Source organism: Rhodoferax ferrireducens (assembly GCF_049302455.1).
GTDB lineage: Bacteria > Pseudomonadota > Gammaproteobacteria > Burkholderiales > Burkholderiaceae_C > Rhodoferax > Rhodoferax ferrireducens_B.
In genome coordinates, this window is sequence record NZ_JBAQMD010000066.1 from 71,475 (window position 1) to 91,555 (window position 20,081).

Consider the following 20,081-nt stretch of genomic DNA (forward strand, 5'->3'; position numbering starts at 1 on the left):
AGTCAGATGACGCGCTGCAGACGCATGGCGACGCCCATGTCGCCTGTCACCTTGAGCTTGCCCATCATGAAGCCGGTGGCGGGCTCCAGATCGCCGGCGAGCATGGCGTTCAGGTTTTCAAGCGTGATGCCGACCGTGCAGTCGGTATCCAGGTTGATGTTGCTGACGGTGTTGGGCGCGGACTTTCCGTCAATACAAATGACACCATCCTCGCCGCAGTCGAATTTCAGGGTGGCGTCAAGGCCGCTGTCGGTGCCGACTTTGGTGCGAATGGTTTCGGTGCAGGCTTCGAGGTTCATGGTGTTCCTTGTGAAAAAAGTGGGCATCAAATGCAAAGCATTGATCGCGGCTGGATGCTATCAGGGCCGCATGACGCGAAGTATAGGGGAAATACCTATACGCAATCAGGTTGACGTTAACGTCACCATCACGTCTAATACGGAGCAATCAAGAGGATCACATCCAATGCCTGTTATTCGTTCAAAGATCGATGCCAAATCCGACGCGTTTGGCGTCAACGCGCGGCGCATGCGTGAATTGCTCTCTGAAGTCCAGCGTCTTGAGCAGATGGTGATTGCCGAGTCCGAATCCAAGCGTGACAAGTTCGAGGCGCGCGGCCAGTTGCTGCCGCGGGAGCGGGTGGCCCGCCTGCTCGACCGTGGTTCGCCGTTTCTGGAGCTCAGCCGATTGGCCGGTCTCAATATGCACGATGACGATGGAAAAAAATCGGTGCTCGGGGGTGGCTCCATCGTTGGCATTGGTGTGGTGGCGGGCAAGCGCTGCCTGATTTCTGCCAGTGACAGCGCGGTCAAGGGCGGCACGGTGGCGCCGATGGGCTTGCGCAAGGCCTTGCGTGCGCAGGAGATCGCGCGCGAGAACAAGTTGCCGGTGATCTATCTGGTGGAGAGCGGTGGCGCGAACCTGATGTACCAGAGCGAGATTTTTATTGAGGGCGGGCGCAGCTTTGCCAACCAGGCGCGGATGTCGGCGCAAGGTCTGCCGCAAATAGCCGTTGTTCACGGCTCTTCCACCGCAGGGGGCGCGTACCTGCCCGGCTTGTCGGACTATGTGATTCTGGTGCGCGGGCGCTCCAATATCTTCCTGGCGGGCCCGCCGCTGGTGAAGGCCGCCATTGGCGAAGATTGCACCGAAGACGAGTTGGGCGGCGCCGAGACCCATGCGCAGGTGACGGGTCTGGGTGAGTATCTGTGTGAGGACGATGCCCATGCGATTGGCATGGCGCGTGAAGTGCTGGACAAGTTGAAGTGGGATCTGGCGCCGGTTGAGACAAGTTGGGTCGAACCCCTGTACGACGAGCAGGACTTGATGGGACTGGTGCCTGCCGATGAGCGCGAGCCCTACGATGTGCGCGAGGTGATTGCGCGGCTGGTGGATGGCTCCGATTTTCTGGAGTTCAAGGCCGAGTACGCCAGCGAGATGATGTGCGGCCATGCCCGTGTGCAGGGTCGGCTGGTGGGCATTCTGGGTAACAACGGTCCGATTCAGCCCAGTGGTTCTACCAAGGCCGGGCAATTTATCCAGCTGTGTGATCAAACCGGTACGCCGCTGATTTTTCTGCAAAACACGACCGGCTACATGGTCGGTTCGGTGGCCGAGCGCAATGGCGCCATCAAGCATGGTTCCAAGATGATTCAGGCGGTCGCGAATGCGCGGGTGCCCAAGTTCACGGTGGTGCTGGGCGGCTCCTACGGGGCGGGCAACTATGGCATGTGCGGTCGGGGCTTTGATCCGAATTTCATTTTTTCCTGGCCCACGGCCCGCACCGCCGTGATGGGCGGCGCGCAGGCGGCCAAGGTGATGGATATCGTCAATCGCGCCAAGATGGAACGCACCGGCATGACCGCCAACGAGGAAGCCCTGAAGGCCATGTCAGATGGCTTGCGCCTGCGTCTGGACAAGGAGTCTGCGGCGCTGTTTGGCACCGCACGGCTGTGGGACGACGGCATCATCGATCCGCGCGACACGCGCCGGCTGCTTGGGCTTTGTCTGGCCTTGGCGGATGAGGCGCAGAGCCGCCAGCTGCGCGCCAATACCTTTGGCGTGGCGCGTCTATAGAACAACTATTTTCGATTTCAAGTTAGTTATTTAACCGAGAGGTCTTTATGAAATTCACCCCTGAACACGAACAGATTGCCGACACGGTGCGCAAGTTTGTTGCCAAAGAGATCAATCCGCACCTGCCGCAGTGGGAAGCGGCGGGCCAGTTCCCGGCGCATGAATTATTCAAGAAGATGGGCGACCTGGGGCTGCTGGGCATCAAGTACCCGGTGGAATACGGCGGCATGGGGCTGGACTTCAGCTACTCCATGGTGATGGCCGAAGCGCTCGGTGAATGCAATGCGGGCGGGGTGCCGATGGCGATTGGCGTGCAAACCGATATGTGTACGCCGGCCTTGGCGCGCTTTGGCTCCGATGAGCTCAAACGCGAGTTTTTGGCCCCCAGCATCGCCGGAGACATGGTGGGTTGTATTGGCGTCAGTGAGGTCGGCGGTGGCTCGGATGTGGCGGCGCTCAAGACCACAGCCAAAAAGGACGGCGCTGACTACCTCATCAACGGCTCCAAGATGTGGATCACCAACGGCATGCAGGCAGACTGGTGCTGTCTGCTGGCCAATACCTCGGAAGGTTCGGTGCACAAGAACAAGTCGCTGATCATGGTGCGCCTGGACAGTCCCGGTGTCACGCGGCAGAAGATCCACAAGATCGGCATGGACTCATCCGACACGGCGCAATTGTTTTTTGACAATGTGCGCGTGCCGCAACGCAACCTGATCGGGCAGGAGGGCATGGGTTTCATGTTCCAGATGTTGCAGTTCCAGGAGGAGCGGCTGTATGGGGCCGCCGGCTGCCTGCGTTCACTGGACCGTTTGATCGATCAAACCATTGACTACACCCGTCAACGCCAGACCTTCGGCAAGCCGATTCTGCACAACCAGGTGGTGCACTTCCGGTTGGCCGAGCTGCGCACCGAAGTCGAGGCCTTGCGCGCCTTGACCTATCGCGCGGTCGAATCCTATATCTCGGGCAAGGACGTGACCCGGCTGGCTTCCATGGCCAAGCTCAAGGCCGGTCGCCTGAGCCGCGAGGTGGCCGACAGTTGCCTGCAGTACTGGGGCGGCATGGGCTACACCAGGGACAACCCGATTTCGCAGGCTTACCGTGACAGTCGTTTGATCTCGATTGGCGGCGGTGCCGACGAGATCATGCTGGGCATCATCTGCAAGTTAGAGGGCACCCTGCCGGGCAAAGGGCAATGACAGGTGCTATGAATTACGAAGCTATAAAGGTCCAGAAGACGGGGGCTGTGGCCCATATTTCCTTGAACCGCCCGGCATTGCGCAATGCCATGTCACTGCAGATGGTGGCAGAGTTGCGCTCAGCGCTTGCTGCCTTGGAGGCCGCTGGCAACGTTCGCGTGCTGGTGTTGCGTGGCGCGGGTGGGCATTTCTGCGCGGGTGCCGATTTGCAGGACATGGCCGCGGCGCGCCTGCGGGCTAGGCAGAACACGCCCGAGCCAAGTGAAGCAGGCGTGGCGCTGGACGCCGTGGCACAGGCCAACGCGCAGTTCGGGGCGCTCTGTGTTGCCTACGCCACAACGCCGCTGGCGCTGGTGGTGGTGCTGGAGGGCAGTGTGATGGGTGGTGGACTGGGTCTGGCCTGTGTGGCGGATGTGGCACTGGCTTGTGAATCGGCCGCATTTCGTCTGCCCGAGACGGCCCTGGGCCTGGTGCCGGCCCAGATCGCACCCTTCCTGGTCGAGCGTCTGGGCTATTCGCAGGCCAAGCGGCTCGCGGTGACGGGCGGGCGTCTGAATGCGGCCAAGGCGTTGGCGATTGGCTTGGTGCATGCCGTCCATGCGCCAGAGCAGATTGATGCCGCACTGGCAGACGTCCTGATGGATATTCAAGCCTGCGCCCCAGGAGCCGTCGCCGCCACCAAGGCGCTGATGGCCAAAGCACGCTTGCGCGAGCCTGCCAGCCTGGTGCAAGAGGCGGCCCTCATTTTTTCCCGCGCCGCACAAGGCCCCGAGGGGCTGGAAGGCACCACCGCCTTTCTGCAAAAGCGCAAACCAAGCTGGGCTAGTCAATGAGCTTTTCAAAAATTCTGATTGCCAATCGGGGCGAGATCGCTTGTCGCGTCATACGAACCGCGCGCAACCTGGGTTATCGAACCGTTGCTGTCTACAGTGATGCTGACAAGACCGCGCCGCACGTCCGGCTGGCCGATGAAGCGGTCCATATCGGGGGCTCTGCGGCAGCCGATTCGTACCTGCGGGTGGATGCCTTGCTGGAGGCCGCGCGCAAGACCGGTGCCGATGCCATTCACCCCGGTTACGGATTCCTGAGCGAAAACGCGGGCTTTGCCCAGGCCTGCCTGGATGCCGGGCTGGTGTTTATTGGCCCGCCCCCAGCTGCCATTGAGGCGATGGGCGACAAGGCGTTGGCCAAGCGTCGCATGATCGCCGCCGGTGTGCCCTGCGCGCCAGGCTATCTGGGTGAAGAGCAGGACGACACACGACTGACCGAGGAAGCGTTGAAACTCGGTTTCCCGCTGCTGGTCAAGGCGGTGGCGGGTGGTGGTGGCCGTGGTATGCGCCTGGTGCGTGAGGCTGGCGAAATTAAACAGGCCATTGTGGCTGCCCGGCGTGAGGCGCAAAACGCCTTTGGCGATGGCACCTTGATGCTGGAACGCTTGATCGACAACGGTCGGCATATTGAAATCCAGGTGTTTGCCGATGCGCACGGCCATGCCGTGTATCTGGGCGAGCGCGATTGCACGGCCCAGCGCAGAAGGCAGAAAGTGATCGAGGAAGCGCCGTCGCCCGTCGTCAATGCGGCGCTACGCGAGTCCATGGGCAAGGATGCGGTCGCGGCGGCTCTGGCCGTGGGTTACCGCGGGGCGGGCACGGTCGAGTTCATCGTGGATGCAGACCTCAAGCACTATTTCCTGGAAATGAACACCCGTTTGCAGGTCGAGCACCCGGTGACCGAGCTGGTGACGGGTTTTGATCTGGTGGAGTGGCAACTGCTGGTGGCGGCCGGTCAGCCCCTGCCGGCAACTCAGGCCGACATCAAACTGACGGGCCATGCGATGGAGGCGCGCCTGTATGTCGAAGACCCATACGCCGGCTTTGCGCCGCAAACTGGAACGGTGCGCTGGTGGCGTCCCCAGCAAGCCCTATTGGCCGGGGTGCGCATTGACGACGGCATCGAAGAAGGGAGTGAAATTTCTCCCTATTACGACGCCATGGTGGCCAAGGTCATTGTGCATGGGCGTGACCGCAATGAGGCGATCCGCCGCTTGCGCGTCGCCCTAGAGGACGCACCCCTGCTCGGGCTGCGCAACAACGGCCGGTTTTTGTCTGATCTGGTGAACCATCCGGCATTTCGTGCTGCGGCGATGACCACCACCCTGATTGACCAGTGGCAAGAGGCGGGCGAGGCGTTGCTGCAGCGTCCGCTCCCGGGCGACGAAGCCTGGTGCGTTGTGGCAGCAAGCTTTGCCATGCAAAACGGTGCCAACTGGCGTGCCGACAGTGTGGCGGCCTTTGATATGCCTTTGCGCTGCGATGAGCTCACGCAAACGCTTCGGGTTCACCCGGACCGGTCGGGGCAGGTGACGGTCACTTTGGGAAGCCAAAAGCATCTGGTGCGGATCATCGACTTCAAAGATGGCAGGCTGCGCTTCGAGATCGATGGCGTAACGCGAACCGCGGTGGCGGTCAAGCATCAGCAGGAGTTGCACATCGCGTTGGGAGGCGCCTCTTTTGTCTTTCATGAAGTGTCGCCATTTCCAGGCAAAGACGCGGCGCTGGACGCCACCCGGGCGCTGTCCCCTGTGGCCGGCAAGGTCACGCAAATTCAATTTGCGGTCGGTGAGGGCGTCAAAGAGGGGCAGGCCCTCGTGTGCGTTGAAGCCATGAAGATGGAAATGTGGCTGACGGCACAGGCCGCCGGCACGGTGGTGGCCTTGCACGTGAAAGTTGGCGAGCAGGTCGAATCGGGTGCCCTGCTGATCGAAATTGAACTGGAAGACGAAAAGGAAACATGATGGACAAAGCGATTCTGACTTGCGCCTTGACCGGGGTGCTGACCAACCCCAAGCAACACCCGGTGCCGGTGACCCCGGCCCAGATGGCCGCACAGGCGCGTGACGCCTTCAATGCGGGCGCTTCCATCATGCATGTCCACGTGCGTTGCCAGGAAGAGGGCATGGGCCATATGCCGTCCTGGGAGCCTGATGTGGCTGAGACCGTGGTCAATGCCATCCGCGCGGCCTGTCCCGGTGTCATCATCAACCTGACGACCGGCGTGGTCGGCAAGGACATTTCGGGCCCCTTGGCCTGCATCCGCCGCGTCAAGCCTGAAATTGCGGCCTGCAATGCCGGCAGTCTGAACTACCTCAAGATCAAGGACGATGGTCAGTGGGCCTGGCCCCCGATGGTGTTTGACAACCCGGTGGCCAAGGTCCAGCAGTTTCTGGATGTCATGGAAGACTGCAACGTGCACCCCGAATTCGAATGTTTTGACGTTGGCATCGTGCGCTCGGTCGGCATGTATTTGAAGGCCGGGATGCTCAAACCCGCGATGGGACGAGCCGAGTACAACCTGGTGATGGGTGTGGCGTCGGGCATGCCGTGTGATGCCGACCTGCTTGCACTCATCCCCCGCTGGATGGCACCGAACAGCATCTGGCAGACCACGCTGATTGGGCGCAGCGAGATCTGGCCGGTACATCAGAAAACCGCCGACATGGGTGGCATGTTGCGCACTGGACTGGAAGATACGTTTTACTTGGCCAATGGGGACCGGGCCAGCGGCAATGGCGAGCTGATCACCGCGCTGGCGGCATGCGCCCGCAACGCTGGCCGATCCGTGGCCAGCCCGGCAGAAGCGCGGCTCCTGCTCGGACTGGCGCACTGACAAACGCCACTTCCAGCCAGGCCCCCAGCTTGCTGGGCTTATGCCTTGTACTTTGCGTGCAACATTGAACGGGCGCATGGACGGCAAGCATGAAGATCAAGCGCAATGCGGTGCTGGAGCGCCACCGCGACGTGGTCGAGAAAATGTATGCTGGCTGAGTCCGTCGGGTATAGTCCTCGTGCGGCTGCCCGTAGCTCAGTTGGATAGAGCAACAGCCTTCTAAGCTGTGGGTCGGGGGTTCGATCCCCTCCGGGCAGACCATCATAAAAAAGCGCGGCAGTCTCAGGACTTCGTCACTCAGCACACCACTCCCAGATCACCAGGCCATGGAATTGCCAGCCGCGCACATCTAAAGACAGGTGCCGCCGCTGTTGGGGCGTTTTCTTTACCGGGCACCCAAGCACCGGCCAAATGATCCGCATCCCCTTGTTTTACTTTCTGCAGGAATAATAGTACTATATTATTTCCGTAGAAACCAAATACAGGAGCGAGCCTCATGCCTGCCCTCGATCAACAAGTCATCAAAAAACCAGAAGCCGCAGCCGTTCTCAGCAAGGCGGTTGCTCGCGCCGCCGAGCGTCTGGACGTTTCCAAATCCTTGCTGGCCAAGGTGCTGGGCGTGAGCCCGCCCACGATCACCCGGCTCTACAGCGGCAACTACCTGCTTGACCCCAAGCGCAAAGAGTGGGACTTTGCGCTGCTTTTTGTGCGCGTGTTCCGCTCGCTCGACTCTATCGTGGGTGACGAGTCCACTGCGCGCAAATGGCTCACCAGTGACAACCGGGGGCTCAATGCCAAGCCCATCGAACTCATTCGCAACACTGAAGGATTGGTCCGTGTCGTTCAATACCTGGACGCCAGCCGCGCTCTCGTCTGAGGCGCGCCCTTGGGCGGGGGCCGTGTGGCGCATGGTGGAGGCACAGCACATTGCCTCCACCATGAAAATCGTTGACAACCACGACGAGCAAGACCTGCTGGAGTCCCTGCTGGAAGGCAGTAAACCCGCCCCGCCCGCCGGCGCCCTGAAGCTCGACTACTTGCTGGCCACCCCGTTTCGCTACAGCCCCTTGCGCGGCGGCTCCCGTTTCAGGGCGATCACCGACCCCGGCGTGTTCTATGGCGCAGAGTCGGTGCGTACCGCCAGCGCGGAGCTGGGCTACTGGCGCTGGAAGTTTCTCAAAGACGCTGTGGACCTGGAAAAGCTGGAGCCGGTCGCGCACACCGCTTTCCGTGCCGATGTTAAAACCCAGGTGGTCGATCTGCGCCAGGCACCGTTCAGTCTAGATGCACCCTATTGGCTGCATCCCACCGACTACACCGCCACCCAGGCCATTGCCCAGGTGGCACGCAAGGCCAATCTTGGCGGAATTCAATACCAGTCTGTGCGCGACCCCAATCCGGCCTGGTGCCTCGCACTTCTCACGCCGCAAGCCTTTGCCAAGTCCAAACCGCATCCCTTGATGCAAATCTGGTGGCTCGCCGTGCACCAGGATTCAGTCACGTGGCGGCGCGACAAGGAGTCCATGATATTTGCCGCCGCTGACTGGTGACGGCACAGGTTTTTTATGGGGTCCAGATGGCCCGTGGACAGAGAGCTTTACTTTTTTAGCAGGGTTAACCCTTATTAAAAATAGGTTGCACCTAAATTAAACTGGGTGCAACCAGTTTTATAAAAAGGTGCAACCATGGCCACAGTCACGCTCGGCATCAAGGTCGATGAAACCCTGCGATCACGCATCAAGGACGCAGCCACATTGCAGGGCCGAACCTCCCACTGGCTGATCAAACAGGCGGTCTTGCAGTATGTGGAGGGCATCGAGCGCGGCCATCGACCGCAAGTTGCAACCGCAGGTGCAACCGGCATGGTTGAGGCAGTCGAGGTTGACGACGCTGACGACTTGACGCTGCCAGCCAGTCCCGCACTCTCCGCGCCGCAGCCCTTCCTTGACTGGGCACAAAACGTGTTGCCTCAGACCGAGATGCGTGCCGCCATCACGGCCGCCTGGCACCGGCCTGAGCCTGAATGTCTGCCGATGCTGGTGCAACTGGCCCACGTGACCGACCCGGTACAGCGCGTGGCCATTGCGGAAGTCGGCACCCGCCTGGTAGAAGGCCTGCGCAGCAACAAGGACAGCGGCGGCGTGGAAGCGCTGGTGCAGGAGTTCTCACTCTCCAGCCAGGAAGGCGTGGCGCTGATGTGCATGGCCGAGGCGCTGTTGCGCATCCCCGACAACGCCACCCGCGATGCGCTGATTCGCGACAAGATCAGCCACGGCGACTGGCATTCGCATCTGGGCAACTCGCCCTCGATGTTCGTCAACGCCGCCGTCTGGGGCCTGATGCTGACCGGCAAGCTCACCGCCACCGCCAGCGAGAAGAGCATGGCGAGCGCGCTCACGCGGATGATCGGCAAGGGTGGCGAACCACTGATCCGCCAGGGCGTGCACCGGGCCATGAAGCTGATGGGTGAGCAATTTGTCACCGGGCAAACCATCTCCGAGGCGCTGGCCAACAGCCGCGCGCTGGAGAAAAAAGGCTTTCGTTACTCCTACGACATGCTGGGCGAGGCCGCTACCACCGAGCTTGACGCCGAGCGCTACGTGGCCTCCTACGAGCAGTCGATCCGGGCCATCGGCATGGCGTCGAACGGCCGCGGTATCTTTGAAGGTCCGGGCATCTCGGTCAAGCTGTCGGCGCTGCACACGCGCTACAGCCGCGCCCAGCGCGACCGCGTCATGGGTGAGTTGCTGCCGCGCCTGACCAAACTGGCCTTGCTGGCACGCCAGTACGACATCGCCATCAACATCGATGCCGAAGAGTCCGACCGGCTGGAACTCTCACTGGACCTGCTGGAAAGCCTGTGTTTCGACCCCAGGCTCAAAGGCTGGAACGGCATCGGCTTCGTGGTGCAGGCGTACCTCAAGCGTTGCCCTTATGTGATCGACCATGTGATCGACCTGGCACGCCGCAGCGGCCGCCGCTTGATGATCCGCCTGGTGAAAGGCGCCTACTGGGACGCCGAGATCAAACGCGCCCAGCTTGACGGTCTGGACGGCTACCCGGTCTATACGCGCAAGGTGCATACCGACGTTTCTTACCTGGCCTGCGCGCGCAAGCTGCTGGCCGCGCCGGAGGCGGTTTACCCCCAGTTCGCCACCCACAACGCACAAACCGTGGCTTCGATTTACCAGATGGCCGGCAACAATTACTACGCGGGTCAGTACGAATTCCAGTGTCTGCACGGCATGGGCGAGCCGCTCTATGAACAGGTGACCGGCACAGTCGCTGACGGCAAGCTGGGGCGCCCGTGCCGCATTTACGCGCCGGTCGGCACGCATGAGACGCTGCTGGCCTACCTGGTTCGGCGTTTGCTTGAGAACGGCTCCAACTCCTCGTTTGTCAACCGCATCGGCGACCCCAAGGTGCGCGTGGAAGAGCTGGTGGCCGACCCGGTGCTGGAGGCGCAGGCGATAGAAGTTGAGGCGGGCCAGCTCGGCGCGCCGCACCCGAAGATTGCGCTGCCGCGCCAGTTGTTTGCTGCCCTTGGCGCGCAGTCGCGCCTGAACTCCTCGGGCTTGAACCTGGCCAACGAACAACAGCTGGCCTCGCTCGCCGCAGGTTTGCTGCGCAGCACACAAGGCAACTACGCAGCCGCTGCCACGGTCGCTGGCGTGGCGCACGTTAACCCGCAAACGGCAGCCGCTGATGGCTGGCAAGCGGTGTGCAACCCGGCCGACACGCGCGACCAGGTCGGTTGGGTGCGCCCGGCGACAGTGGCGGAGGTGGAATTGGCCGTCAACCGCGCGGCCCGCGCCACGCAGATCTGGCAGGTCACACCGCCGCAGGAGCGCGCTGCCTGCCTGAAGCGCGCGGCTGACCTGCTGGAGCAGCGCACGCAAAGCATCCTGGGCTTGATCGTGCGCGAGGCGGGCAAGTCGCTGCCCAACGCCATTTCAGAAATCCGCGAGGCGGTGGACTTTCTGCGCTATTACGCAGCACAGGTGGAAGCCACTTTTGACAACCAGACGCAGCGGCCCTTGGGAGTGGTGCTGTGCATCAGCCCGTGGAATTTCCCGCTGGCGATCTTTGCCGGTCAAGTCGCTGCAGCGCTGGCCAGCGGCAACTGTGTGCTGGCCAAACCGGCGGAACAGACGCCGCTGGTGGCCGACCTGATGGTGAAAATTCTGCACGAAGCCGGTGTGCCGACGGATGCGGTGCAACTGGTTCCCGGCACCGGTGAAGTCGTGGGTGCCGCGCTGGTGGCGCACCGCCAAGTGGCGGGTGTCATGTTTACCGGCTCCACCGAGGTGGCGCGCCTGATCGCGCAGACTTTGTCACAGCGCCTGAGCCGGCAGGGCCGCTGCATCCCGCTGATTGCCGAGACCGGCGGCCAGAATGCCATGGTGGTCGACTCATCGGCACTGGCCGAGCAGGTGGTGGGCGACGTGCTGTCGTCGGCCTTCGACTCGGCCGGCCAGCGCTGCTCGGCGCTTCGTTTGTTGTGCATTCAGGAAGACGTGGCCGAGCGCGTGATCGGCATGATCAAGGACGCCATGCGCGAGTGGGTCATGGGCAATCCGGACCGCATGCACACCGACGTGGGTCCGGTGATCGATGAGGATGCGCGCGCGCAGATTGAGCAGCACATTGAGCGCATGCGCTCAGACGGTCAAGCGGTCACACGCATGGCACGCGATGAGAGCGGGGCACAAGGTCATTTTGTGATGCCCACCCTGATTGAAATCGACCGCATTGAGCGTCTGCAGCGTGAAGTGTTTGGCCCGGTGCTGCATGTGTTGCGCTACCGGCGTGACGACCTCGACGCCGTGCTGGACGCCATCAATGCCACCGGTTACGGCCTGACTTTCGGTGTGCACAGCCGCATCGATGAAACCATTGCCCAGGTCACCCAGAAGGTGCAGGCTGGCAATATTTACGTCAACCGCAATGTGATCGGGGCCGTGGTTGGTGTGCAACCCTTTGGCGGCATGGGCTTGTCAGGCACGGGGCCCAAAGCCGGCGGACCGCTCTATGTGTACCGGCTGCTGCAGGAGGACGATGCGCAGAGCAACCCGGGGCTGACCGCGCTGGCAGTCTCGCCCGCCAGTCGCGTGCTTGTGCCTGGCAGCTTTGATCGTCAGCTGGCCGCGCATCCCGCGCTGCAGGCTTTGCAGCGTCTGATGGCGAGCCTGCAGGGGCCAATGCTGGCGGCAGCGCAAGGTGCACTGGGCAGCTTTGACGCCGCTCAAGGCGCAGCCGCGTGCGAAGCCTACCTTGCCTGCAGTGTGCTCGGCCAGGCCTTCATGCTGCCGGGGCCCACGGGGGAGTCGAACCGTTACCAACTGCTGCCGCGTGGCGCGGTCTGGGCCGTGCCGCAAACGGCGCTTGGGCTTGTACACCAGCTGGCAGCGGCCCTGGCCAGCGGCAACCCGTGCTGGATCGAAACACCCGCCGGCGACAGTGTCGTGGCGCGCATTCTCAACACGCTGCCGCCCGAGGTGCTGCGCTTCGTGCAGCAGCGCAGCGCCGATCAATTGCGCAGCGAGCCGCATTTGAGCGCCATGTTGTTTGAGGGCGATGGCGACGCCTTGCAGGCCCTGTCGCCCCGCGTGGCGCAGCAGGCCGGCGCTATTGTGCGTATTGAAAGCCTGTCACCGGCGCAGTTGGCAGCCGGCGCGTGCTACGACCTGAGCGCACTGATGCACGAGCAAAGCATCAGCACCAACACCGCAGCCGCAGGCGGCAACGCGCAGCTCATGACGATGGACTGACCCCCAACATTCTCAGGCGCCGGACAGGCGCCGTTTCTTGATTCACCACAACCCATAACGAGGAGAGATCGATGAAATTCAAGACGCCGCCATGAGGTGGGGATCGAGCGCAGCGCAGATCAAAACCCAACACCAAACCCTTCACTTTCAGGAAACCAACATGAAACTCAAAACCACATTCATTCCCCTTTTTGGCGCTCTGGCGGTTGCCTTTGCAAGCCATGCTTATGCGCAGGAACAAAAAGTCGTCATTGGCCTGACCGGCCCCTTGTCAGGCGCCAACGCCTTTGCCGGCAAAGACAATGAAAACGGTGTGCGCCTGGCCATTGAGGACCTCAACAGCAAGAAAATCACAGTCGGCGGCAAGACCTTGAAATTTGAACTGCAATCCGAAGACGACCAATGCGACCCTAGAGCCGGCGTCATGGTGGCGCAAAAGCTGGTCGATAGCAGTGTCAAATTTGTCATGGGCCCGTATTGCTCCGGCGTTGCAGTTCCTGCGTCACGCCTGTACAGCCAGGGCGGCGCCATGCTGTCGACCGTGGGCACCAACCCCAAAGTCACCCAAGGCGGCTACAAGAACCTGTTTCGCATCATTGCCAGCGACAACCAGATTGGCGCCAGCATGGCGGCTTATGCGGCCAAGGTGTTGAAGGTCAAATCGGTTGCCGTGATCGACGACCGCACCGCCTTTGGCCAGGGCGTGGCCGAAGAATTCACCAAAGAAGCCAAAAATCTGGGGCTCAGTGTGGTGGGCCAGGAATTCACGACCGATAAAGCGACGGACTTCACCGCCATCTTGACCACCTTGAAGGCCAAGAAGCCGGAAGCCATTTTCTTCGGCGGCTATGCACCGCAGGCCGGGCCGCTGGCGCGCCAATTGCAGCAACTGGCGATCAAGACCAAGTTGTTGGGCGGCGACACGCTGTGCAGCCCCGAGATGGGCAAGCTCGGTGGTGAAGCGGTCAACGATGTTGTGTTTTGTGCCCAGGGGGGTTCGATTCTGGACAAGGCCGCCAGTGGCCCCGCTTTCAAGGCGAAGTTCAAGAAGCGCTTTGGCCTGGACCCCGATGTTTATGCAGCGCCTTTTTATGACCAGACCATGTTCATTGGCGAGTCCATGCAGAAGGCCAACTCCATCGACCCGAACAAAGTCGGCGCAGAGATCTACAAGTCGACTTACAAGGGAATTGCCGGCAACTATGCTTATGACGACAAAGGCAATATGAAGCAGGCGCCGATCACGGTCTATACCTTCAAGAATGCCTTGCCGGTTCCCCTGGCGAGTTATTGAGGTTCAGGGCGGGCGGCGAAAAAAGTTGTAAACGATTATTTCAAATGGCAACGCCCGTGCGGGTGTTGCCCCGCCTGCCCCGACAATGCCCAAAGCCCCCTGTAATGCCAGAGCTTTGTTGCTTCTGTATTGATAGCTATCTATCCAGTATTCACGGGGGCTAGAGCCCTAAAACATATAAATTTCTGGTTGGCTCGCCTGATGGATGTTCGACCTTGGTAATAATCGAAGCTCTTTGGGTCGCCCAATTGCGTCGCCGCAGAGAGGTGACATGAGGGGGGCTAAAGGATGACCTGTTCAGCGCAGGGCCAGAAAGAGGTGTGAAATATGAGAGCGGGTATGGGTATTTTGGGTCTGTTGGTGGCGCTTGTCGTCGTTGGGCTGCTGGCCAAAAAACAGTTGGGCGTGGTGTCGGGCACAGCGCCCGCAACCCAGGCTGGCGTTTCTGCGCCCGTGGGTACGCCGCGGCAACAAAGCCAGCAATTGCAAGACCAGGTCAAGCGCTCGGTTGAAGAGGCGATGCAACAGAAGCGGCCCGAGTCGCCGGATCAATGATGAACATGAATTACTTGCTCAATCAGCTTCGGCTGTTGCTCGGTTTGTTACTGGCAATCAGCGCGGGCGCGGCGACTGCCACTTTGGGGCAGTCACCCTCGGTAGCCGGGGCTGGCGCAGCGTCGGCTGCGGTGCCCGCTGCAAAAATGCAGGCTGTTACACCCGTGGCCCCAGGCAGTCTCTACACGCTTCACGAGGTTCAGCTTGAAAATGGAACCAGCGTTCGCGAATATGCGACGCCTGCCGGAATTGTTTTTGCGGTGTCGTGGCAGGGGCCGGTGTTGCCGGACTTGAGTGCCCTGCTGGGCACTTATTTCAACACCTTCAAACTGGAAACTGAGCGGGTTCGCGCTGCGGGACGACGCGGTGGACCGGTGAGCATTGAGCATCCCGACCTCGTCATTCAATCGAGTGGCCGGATGCGAAATTTTTTTGGACATGCCTATGCGCCGGCCCTGATCCCAGCCGGTCTGAATATCAAAGATGTACTGCAATAAATATTTGAATCGCGTCCTCGCGTTGGTGCTGGTTGCGACGCTCGTCACGGCTTGCGGCGGTGGCGGCGGCGGGTCAGCGCCTGCTCCGATCAGCGTACCAGGAGCGCCCACGCTAAATAGTTTGCCCACCATTGCGCCTGGGGTGAAGAACAACGAACTCCGCATCTATGTCGACGCGGGCCCAGACGACACGGTCTACAACGTCAACCGCTTGTATACCGATGTGACCGTTTGCTATCCCGGTATGAGCTCTGCCGGCAGTCCCACGCAATGCCAGACCATCAACCATGTGCTGGTGGATACCGGCTCATTTGGCCTGCGGCTTTTGTCCAGCGCGATGGCACCTGCCTTGAATTTGGATCGTGAGACAGTAACGGGCGGTTTACCGCTGATCAATTGCGCGCAGTTTGTCGACCTCAGCTTTGCCTGGGGCCCGGTGGTGAGGGCCGATGTTGTGCTGGGGGGCAAAACGGCCGCCAGTGTGCCGATTCAAGTCATCGCAGACCCGTCCTTCAACAGCCCGGCTGATACATGTTCGGTCGGCGGCACCGCGATGACCACAGCAAAGGCGCTTGGCGCGAACGGCATCCTTGGGATTGGATTGTTCAAGGAAGACTGTGGGGAACGCTGCAATAACATTGTCAACAACGGTTCTTATTACACCTGCACTGACGCCAATTGCACGGTCATCACCGGTGCGAAGACAACAAGTCTTGACCAACAGGTGCAAAACCCTGTGCCCCTGTTTGATACCGATAACAACGGCGTGCAGATTGCCTTGCCAGCCATCACCTCAACCGGAGTTCCCACCTGGGACGGCATCCTGACTTTTGGCATCGGCACGCAGTCACTCGCCTCTGTCACCGTTCTGACCCCAGACTCGTCCGGCTATTTCACCACCGTGCTGGCAGGACAAAACCTGCCTAACTTTACCCGCAGCTTTATCGACTCGGGCTCCAATGGCTTGTTTTTTGAATCCGCCATTGAAAAATGTGGAGACGGTTTCTATTGTCCAACGTCACCCACCACCTTGTTAGCCACGCTGGTGGACGCGAAAGGGGCGTCGAGTCCCGAGCTCTTGTTTCCGATTGGCAACGCGACGGACTTGTTTGCCAGCAGAACCAATACAGTTCGCAATCACGTATTTCCAACCTTGGCGGGTGACATCCCTGGCCATCCGTCCACCTTTGACTGGGGTTTGCCCTTCTTTTACGGCCGACGGGTGTTTTTTGGCATCGAGGGGCAGGCATCGACGCTGGGAACCGGCCCTTTTTACGCCTTCTGAACCACGGTTCAGTTGGCGGCTTCCAGGCCGTTCTTGAAGTGTTCCTGCATCCGCCGCACGGACAGTGCCGCGTCCCGTGACGCAATGGCCGCCATCAGCGCACGGTGTTCGTTCAGTGATTCTTCGATGCGCCCTGATTTCAGCAGCGAGTTGTGGCGGTTGAGCTTCATCACCTTGCGCAGATCGGTCACCATCTGGTCGCGCCAGCGGTTGTTGGCAATCTCCAGCAAGCGCATGTGAAAGCGTTCGTTGATCTCAAAAAAGAGTTCCCGGTCTTGCCGGTCCGGGGCGGCAGCTGCTTCCAGTTCAAGGTGCAGCGCCTGCAGCTCTTCGATCTGGGGTGTCGTGGCCGTTGTTGCCACCACGCCGGCACCATCAGATTCCAGCAAGCTGAGCAGGTGGTACACATCTGACAAGTCGCGTTCGGACACCTCGGTCACATAAGCACCACGGCGCACCTTCATGGTGACCAGGCCTTCGGCCGCCAGCACTTTGAGCGCTTCACGCAGCGGCGTGCGGCTGATGCCATAGGCTTCGGCAATTTTGAGCTCGTCAATCCAGCTCCCGGGCGCCAGCTCACGCGCGAAAATGCGCTGACGCAGGAGTTCAGCCACCTCTTCATAGAGTGCGCGGGGAGAAAGCGAAAGTGCTGACATGGGGCGAATTCTAAGCTTGAAATAATTTTTTGAATCAATAATTATAAATAACGTAAACTCTCATCTCCGTATCGAGACAAGCACGGGCTAGAGAGGTCCGTGATCATCCGGTACCCGATTGATTTTGATCAACCCATTGCGAACGGCCTCTGCCATGACCCAAAACAACCCTGAATTTCAGACTGCCAGCCTTGAGGCCTGGGCCAAAGCGGCCGCCAAATCCGCACCGGGCGGCAATGTGGAGGCACTCAACTGGCACACGCCGGACGGCATCACGGTCAAGCCGCTTTACACCGCTGCCGACACCCAAAACCTGCCTTACGCCAACACCTTGCCGGGCTTTGAGCCCTACTTGCGCGGACCGCAGGCCACCATGTACGCGGTGCGGCCCTGGACGATTCGGCAATACGCCGGTTTCTCCACCGCCGAAGAATCCAACGCGTTTTACCGCAAGGCGCTGGCCGCGGGCGGGCAGGGCGTGAGCGTGGCGTTCGACCTGGCGACCCACCGGGGCTACGACAGCGACCATCCCCGCGTGACAGGGGACGTGGGCAAGGCGGGCGTGGCGATTGATTCGGTCGAAGACATGAAGGTGCTGTTCGACCAGATTCCGCTGGACAAGGTGAGCGTGTCCATGACCATGAACGGTGCCGTGCTGCCGGTGCTGGCGGGTTACGTGGTGGCGGCCGAAGAGCAGGGCGTGAGCCAGGACAAGCTCTCCGGTACCATTCAGAACGACATTCTGAAAGAGTTCATGGTGCGCAACACCTACATCTACCCGCCTGCACCTTCCATGCGCATCATTGGCGACATCATCGAGTACACGGCCAAGAACATGCCGAAGTTCAACTCGATTTCGATTTCCGGCTACCACATGCAGGAGGCCGGCGCCAATCAGGCGCTGGAGCTGGCCTTCACGCTGGCCGACGGCAAGGAGTATGTGAAGACCGCCATTGCCAAGGGCATGGATGTGGACGAGTTCGCCGGGCGGCTCTCTTTCTTCTGGGCCATCGGCATGAACTTCTATCTGGAAGTGGCCAAGATGCGCGCCGCGCGTCTGCTGTGGTGCCGCATCATGAAAGGCTTCAACGCCAAGTCGCCCAAGTCGCTGATGCTGCGCACCCACTGCCAGACCAGTGGCTGGAGCCTGACCGAGCAAGACCCCTACAACAACGTGGTGCGCACCACCATTGAAGCGATGGCGGCCGTGTTTGGCGGCACGCAAAGTCTGCACACCAACAGCTTTGATGAAGCCATTGCGCTGCCCACCGAATTCAGCTCGCGCATTGCCCGCAACACCCAGCTCATCATTCAGGAAGAAACCCATATTCCGAATGTGATCGACCCCTGGGCTGGCAGCTACATGATGGAAAAGCTGACGCAAGACATGGCGGATGCGGCTTGGGCCATCATTGAAGAAGTCGAGGCCATGGGAGGCATGACCCAGGCCGTTGACAGCGGCTGGGCGAAGCTGAAAATTGAAGCCGCTGCGGCCGAAAAGCAGGCGCGTATTGACAGCGGAAAAGACGTGATCGTCGGCGTCAACAAGTACAAGCTCAAGACCGAAGATGCGATTGAATCGCGCGATATTGACAACGTGGCGGTGCGCGACGGGCAGATCGAGCGTCTCAAAAGTATCAAGCAAAAACGGGACCCAGCCCTCGTGGATGCAGCGTTGACAGCTATTACTTTTGCAGCGGAAACGGGTGAAGGCAATTTGCTGGATCTGGTGATCAAAGCGATGCGCCTGCGCGCTACCGTGGGTGAGGTGAGTGATGCCATGGAAAAAATTTATGGGCGCCACCGCGCCGACACACAAAAGGTGACCGGCGTGTATGCAGCAGCTTATGACTCCGCCGAGGGCTGGGAAGCCCTCAAGACTGAAATCAACGCTTTTGCCGAGGCTTACGGTCGCCGCCCGCGTGTCATGATTTCCAAACTCGGCCAGGACGGCCACGACCGCGGCGCCAAAGTGGTGGCCACGGCGTTTGCTGACTTGGGTTTTGACGTGGACATGGGCCCGCTGTTCCAGACCCCCGAAGAATGCGCCCGCCAGGCGATTGAAAACGACGTGCATGCCGTCGGCGTGAGCACCTTGGCGGCGGGCCACAAAACCCTGGTGCCCGCCATCATTGCCGAACTCAAGAAGCAGGGCGCCGACGACATCATCGTGTTCGTAGGCGGCGTGATTCCGCGCCAGGACTACGAGATGCTTTATGAGGCTGGCGTCAAGGGCATTTATGGCCCCGGCACACCGATACCGGCCAGCGCCAAAGATGTGCTGGAGCAGATCAAGAAGGCCATTGCCTGAAATTCAAACCGTTCGCCCTGAGCTTGTCGAAGGGCACTCTGTCAAAGTACTACTGTGACGCACGATTACACCCATAACAGTCTCCGTACAGACCTGGTTCGCATTGCTCTTGAGTGGGAGAAGGCCTTTGGAGTGGCGCCGCAAGGTGTGACTGGAGCTGTCGCTGAGTTTGATGCAGCTATGTTGATCGGTCACTCGCCAGAGAGTTATTCGCTAGAAATGCAAGGTGCGACTGCGGTTCGCAAGGGCTTTGATTTTCGGTATTCAGGTCAGCGCTACCAAGTAAAAGGGAATCGCCCGAGTGGTAAGCCGGGCTCTTTCGTTACCAGAACAGGCAAGCCAAGCAATCAAGATTGGGATTTTTTCATTTGGGTTCTTTACGACGAAAGTTACACAATTCAGGAAGCGTGGCGCTGGGATGTTGACGCCTTTGAAGTGAAGCTTGCACCTCTTAAGCGCTTGGGGCCCCGGGACTTGAGATGTGGAGTTCGTCTGGCATGAAGCCCTTCTTTGTTTATCTCCTGCAATGCTCCGATGGCTCTTATTACGCCGGGCAAACCGACAACATTGAGGTCCGCATGCAGCAGCATTACGCGGGCGAAATTGGCTACACCGCGACGCGCAAGCCAGTTGAGCTTGTCTGGCAAGGCGAGTTTGAAACCCGCGAAGGGGCGATTGCGTTTGAGCAGCAGATCAAAGGTTGGTCGCGTGCGAAGAAAGAGGCTTTGATTGCTGGGGATTGGGCGCGAATCAAGGAACTGTCCAAGT

The 20,081-nt window shown here is 60.4% G+C and carries 16 protein-coding genes, 1 tRNA gene and 1 pseudogene; 16 read left to right on the plus strand and 2 right to left on the minus strand.

Annotated features, from left to right (window positions below; all coding sequences use genetic code 11):
- Positions 1–2: 2 nt before the first annotated feature.
- Positions 3–299, minus strand: a complete 297-nt coding sequence (locus tag WA157_RS11810; protein WP_422621142.1) for an SCP2 sterol-binding domain-containing protein — start codon at positions 297–299, stop codon at positions 3–5.
- A gap of 166 nt (positions 300–465) precedes the next feature.
- On the opposite strand from WA157_RS11810, the gene WA157_RS11815 reads away from it, so the two are divergent.
- The 13 genes from WA157_RS11815 (at position 466) to WA157_RS11875 (ending at position 16,346) form a co-directional block, all read left to right on the plus strand.
- Positions 466–2,076, plus strand: a complete 1,611-nt coding sequence (locus WA157_RS11815; RefSeq protein ID WP_422621143.1) for an acyl-CoA carboxylase subunit beta — start codon at positions 466–468, stop codon at positions 2,074–2,076.
- 47 nt (positions 2,077–2,123) lie between these two features.
- A complete protein-coding gene (locus WA157_RS11820) occupies positions 2,124–3,278 on the plus strand; it encodes an acyl-CoA dehydrogenase family protein (protein WP_422621144.1) in 1,155 nt (384 codons plus the stop codon).
- Positions 3,279–3,286: 8 nt separating this feature from the next.
- On the plus strand, positions 3,287–4,111 hold the full coding sequence (locus WA157_RS11825; protein ID WP_422621145.1) for an enoyl-CoA hydratase/isomerase family protein: 825 nt from the start codon (positions 3,287–3,289) through the stop codon (positions 4,109–4,111).
- Positions 4,108–6,072: an acetyl/propionyl/methylcrotonyl-CoA carboxylase subunit alpha gene (locus WA157_RS11830; RefSeq protein WP_422621146.1), complete on the plus strand. Its 1,965-nt coding sequence runs from the start codon at positions 4,108–4,110 to the stop codon at positions 6,070–6,072. The genes WA157_RS11825 and WA157_RS11830 overlap by 4 nt, the downstream gene beginning before the upstream one ends.
- A complete protein-coding gene (locus WA157_RS11835; RefSeq protein WP_422621147.1) occupies positions 6,069–6,944 on the plus strand; it encodes a 3-keto-5-aminohexanoate cleavage protein in 876 nt (291 codons plus the stop codon). The genes WA157_RS11830 and WA157_RS11835 overlap by 4 nt, the downstream gene beginning before the upstream one ends.
- A gap of 184 nt (positions 6,945–7,128) precedes the next feature.
- A tRNA-Arg gene (locus WA157_RS11840) sits at positions 7,129–7,205 on the plus strand.
- A gap of 235 nt (positions 7,206–7,440) precedes the next feature.
- Positions 7,441–7,821 carry an antitoxin Xre-like helix-turn-helix domain-containing protein gene (locus WA157_RS11845; RefSeq protein ID WP_011465091.1) on the plus strand — a complete coding sequence of 127 codons (381 nt, stop codon included), beginning with the start codon at positions 7,441–7,443 and terminating at the stop codon, positions 7,819–7,821.
- Positions 7,781–8,494, plus strand: a complete 714-nt coding sequence (locus WA157_RS11850; RefSeq protein ID WP_422621148.1) for an RES family NAD+ phosphorylase — start codon at positions 7,781–7,783, stop codon at positions 8,492–8,494. Before WA157_RS11845 ends, WA157_RS11850 begins: the two co-directional genes overlap by 41 nt.
- 135 nt (positions 8,495–8,629) lie before the next feature.
- The gene (gene putA, locus WA157_RS11855; protein ID WP_422621149.1) at positions 8,630–12,715 is read left to right on the plus strand and encodes a trifunctional transcriptional regulator/proline dehydrogenase/L-glutamate gamma-semialdehyde dehydrogenase; all 4,086 of its coding nucleotides are present in this window, start codon (positions 8,630–8,632) and stop codon (positions 12,713–12,715) included.
- Positions 12,716–12,875: 160 nt separating this feature from the next.
- A complete protein-coding gene (locus WA157_RS11860) occupies positions 12,876–14,009 on the plus strand; it encodes a branched-chain amino acid ABC transporter substrate-binding protein (RefSeq protein WP_422621150.1) in 1,134 nt (377 codons plus the stop codon).
- Positions 14,010–14,348: 339 nt separating this feature from the next.
- The gene (locus WA157_RS11865; protein ID WP_422621151.1) at positions 14,349–14,564 is read left to right on the plus strand and encodes a hypothetical protein; all 216 of its coding nucleotides are present in this window, start codon (positions 14,349–14,351) and stop codon (positions 14,562–14,564) included.
- Positions 14,564–15,061, plus strand: coding sequence for a DUF2844 domain-containing protein (locus WA157_RS11870; protein WP_422621152.1), 498 nt, complete (start codon positions 14,564–14,566; stop codon positions 15,059–15,061). Before WA157_RS11865 ends, WA157_RS11870 begins: the two co-directional genes overlap by 1 nt.
- Before the next feature lie 4 nt (positions 15,062–15,065).
- A complete protein-coding gene (locus tag WA157_RS11875) occupies positions 15,066–16,346 on the plus strand; it encodes a DUF3443 domain-containing protein (RefSeq protein WP_422621153.1) in 1,281 nt (426 codons plus the stop codon).
- A gap of 8 nt (positions 16,347–16,354) precedes the next feature.
- Here the strand turns inward: WA157_RS11875 and WA157_RS11880 are convergent, their stop codons facing one another.
- Positions 16,355–17,002 carry a GntR family transcriptional regulator gene (locus WA157_RS11880; protein ID WP_422621154.1) on the minus strand — a complete coding sequence of 216 codons (648 nt, stop codon included), beginning with the start codon at positions 17,000–17,002 and terminating at the stop codon, positions 16,355–16,357.
- A gap of 154 nt (positions 17,003–17,156) precedes the next feature.
- On the opposite strand from WA157_RS11880, the gene scpA reads away from it, so the two are divergent.
- From scpA to WA157_RS11895, 3 genes and pseudogenes are all read left to right on the plus strand, one after another.
- Positions 17,157–19,313 (plus strand): methylmalonyl-CoA mutase, encoded by a 2,157-nt coding sequence (gene scpA / locus WA157_RS11885; RefSeq protein ID WP_422621155.1) that lies wholly within the window; start codon positions 17,157–17,159, stop codon positions 19,311–19,313.
- 54 nt (positions 19,314–19,367) lie between these two features.
- On the plus strand, positions 19,368–19,814 hold the full coding sequence (locus WA157_RS11890) for a hypothetical protein (protein WP_422621156.1): 447 nt from the start codon (positions 19,368–19,370) through the stop codon (positions 19,812–19,814).
- A pseudogene (locus WA157_RS11895) lies at positions 19,811–20,020 on the plus strand (GIY-YIG nuclease family protein); the annotation flags it as partial. The gene WA157_RS11890 and the pseudogene WA157_RS11895, both read left to right, overlap by 4 nt.
- Positions 20,021–20,081 lie beyond the last annotated feature (61 nt).

Coding starts and splice junctions, on each gene's coding strand:
- WA157_RS11810 (WP_422621142.1), bottom strand. CDS start 299: ATGAACCTCGAAGCCTGCACCGAAACCATTCGCACCAAAGTCGGCACC.
- WA157_RS11815 (WP_422621143.1), top strand. CDS start 466: ATGCCTGTTATTCGTTCAAAGATCGATGCCAAATCCGACGCGTTTGGC.
- WA157_RS11820 (WP_422621144.1), top strand. CDS start 2,124: ATGAAATTCACCCCTGAACACGAACAGATTGCCGACACGGTGCGCAAG.
- WA157_RS11825 (WP_422621145.1), top strand. CDS start 3,287: ATGAATTACGAAGCTATAAAGGTCCAGAAGACGGGGGCTGTGGCCCAT.
- WA157_RS11830 (WP_422621146.1), top strand. CDS start 4,108: ATGAGCTTTTCAAAAATTCTGATTGCCAATCGGGGCGAGATCGCTTGT.
- WA157_RS11835 (WP_422621147.1), top strand. CDS start 6,069: ATGATGGACAAAGCGATTCTGACTTGCGCCTTGACCGGGGTGCTGACC.
- WA157_RS11845 (WP_011465091.1), top strand. CDS start 7,441: ATGCCTGCCCTCGATCAACAAGTCATCAAAAAACCAGAAGCCGCAGCC.
- putA (WP_422621149.1), top strand. CDS start 8,630: ATGGCCACAGTCACGCTCGGCATCAAGGTCGATGAAACCCTGCGATCA.
- WA157_RS11860 (WP_422621150.1), top strand. CDS start 12,876: ATGAAACTCAAAACCACATTCATTCCCCTTTTTGGCGCTCTGGCGGTT.
- WA157_RS11865 (WP_422621151.1), top strand. CDS start 14,349: ATGGGTATTTTGGGTCTGTTGGTGGCGCTTGTCGTCGTTGGGCTGCTG.
- WA157_RS11870 (WP_422621152.1), top strand. CDS start 14,564: ATGAACATGAATTACTTGCTCAATCAGCTTCGGCTGTTGCTCGGTTTG.
- WA157_RS11880 (WP_422621154.1), bottom strand. CDS start 17,002: ATGTCAGCACTTTCGCTTTCTCCCCGCGCACTCTATGAAGAGGTGGCT.
- scpA (WP_422621155.1), top strand. CDS start 17,157: ATGACCCAAAACAACCCTGAATTTCAGACTGCCAGCCTTGAGGCCTGG.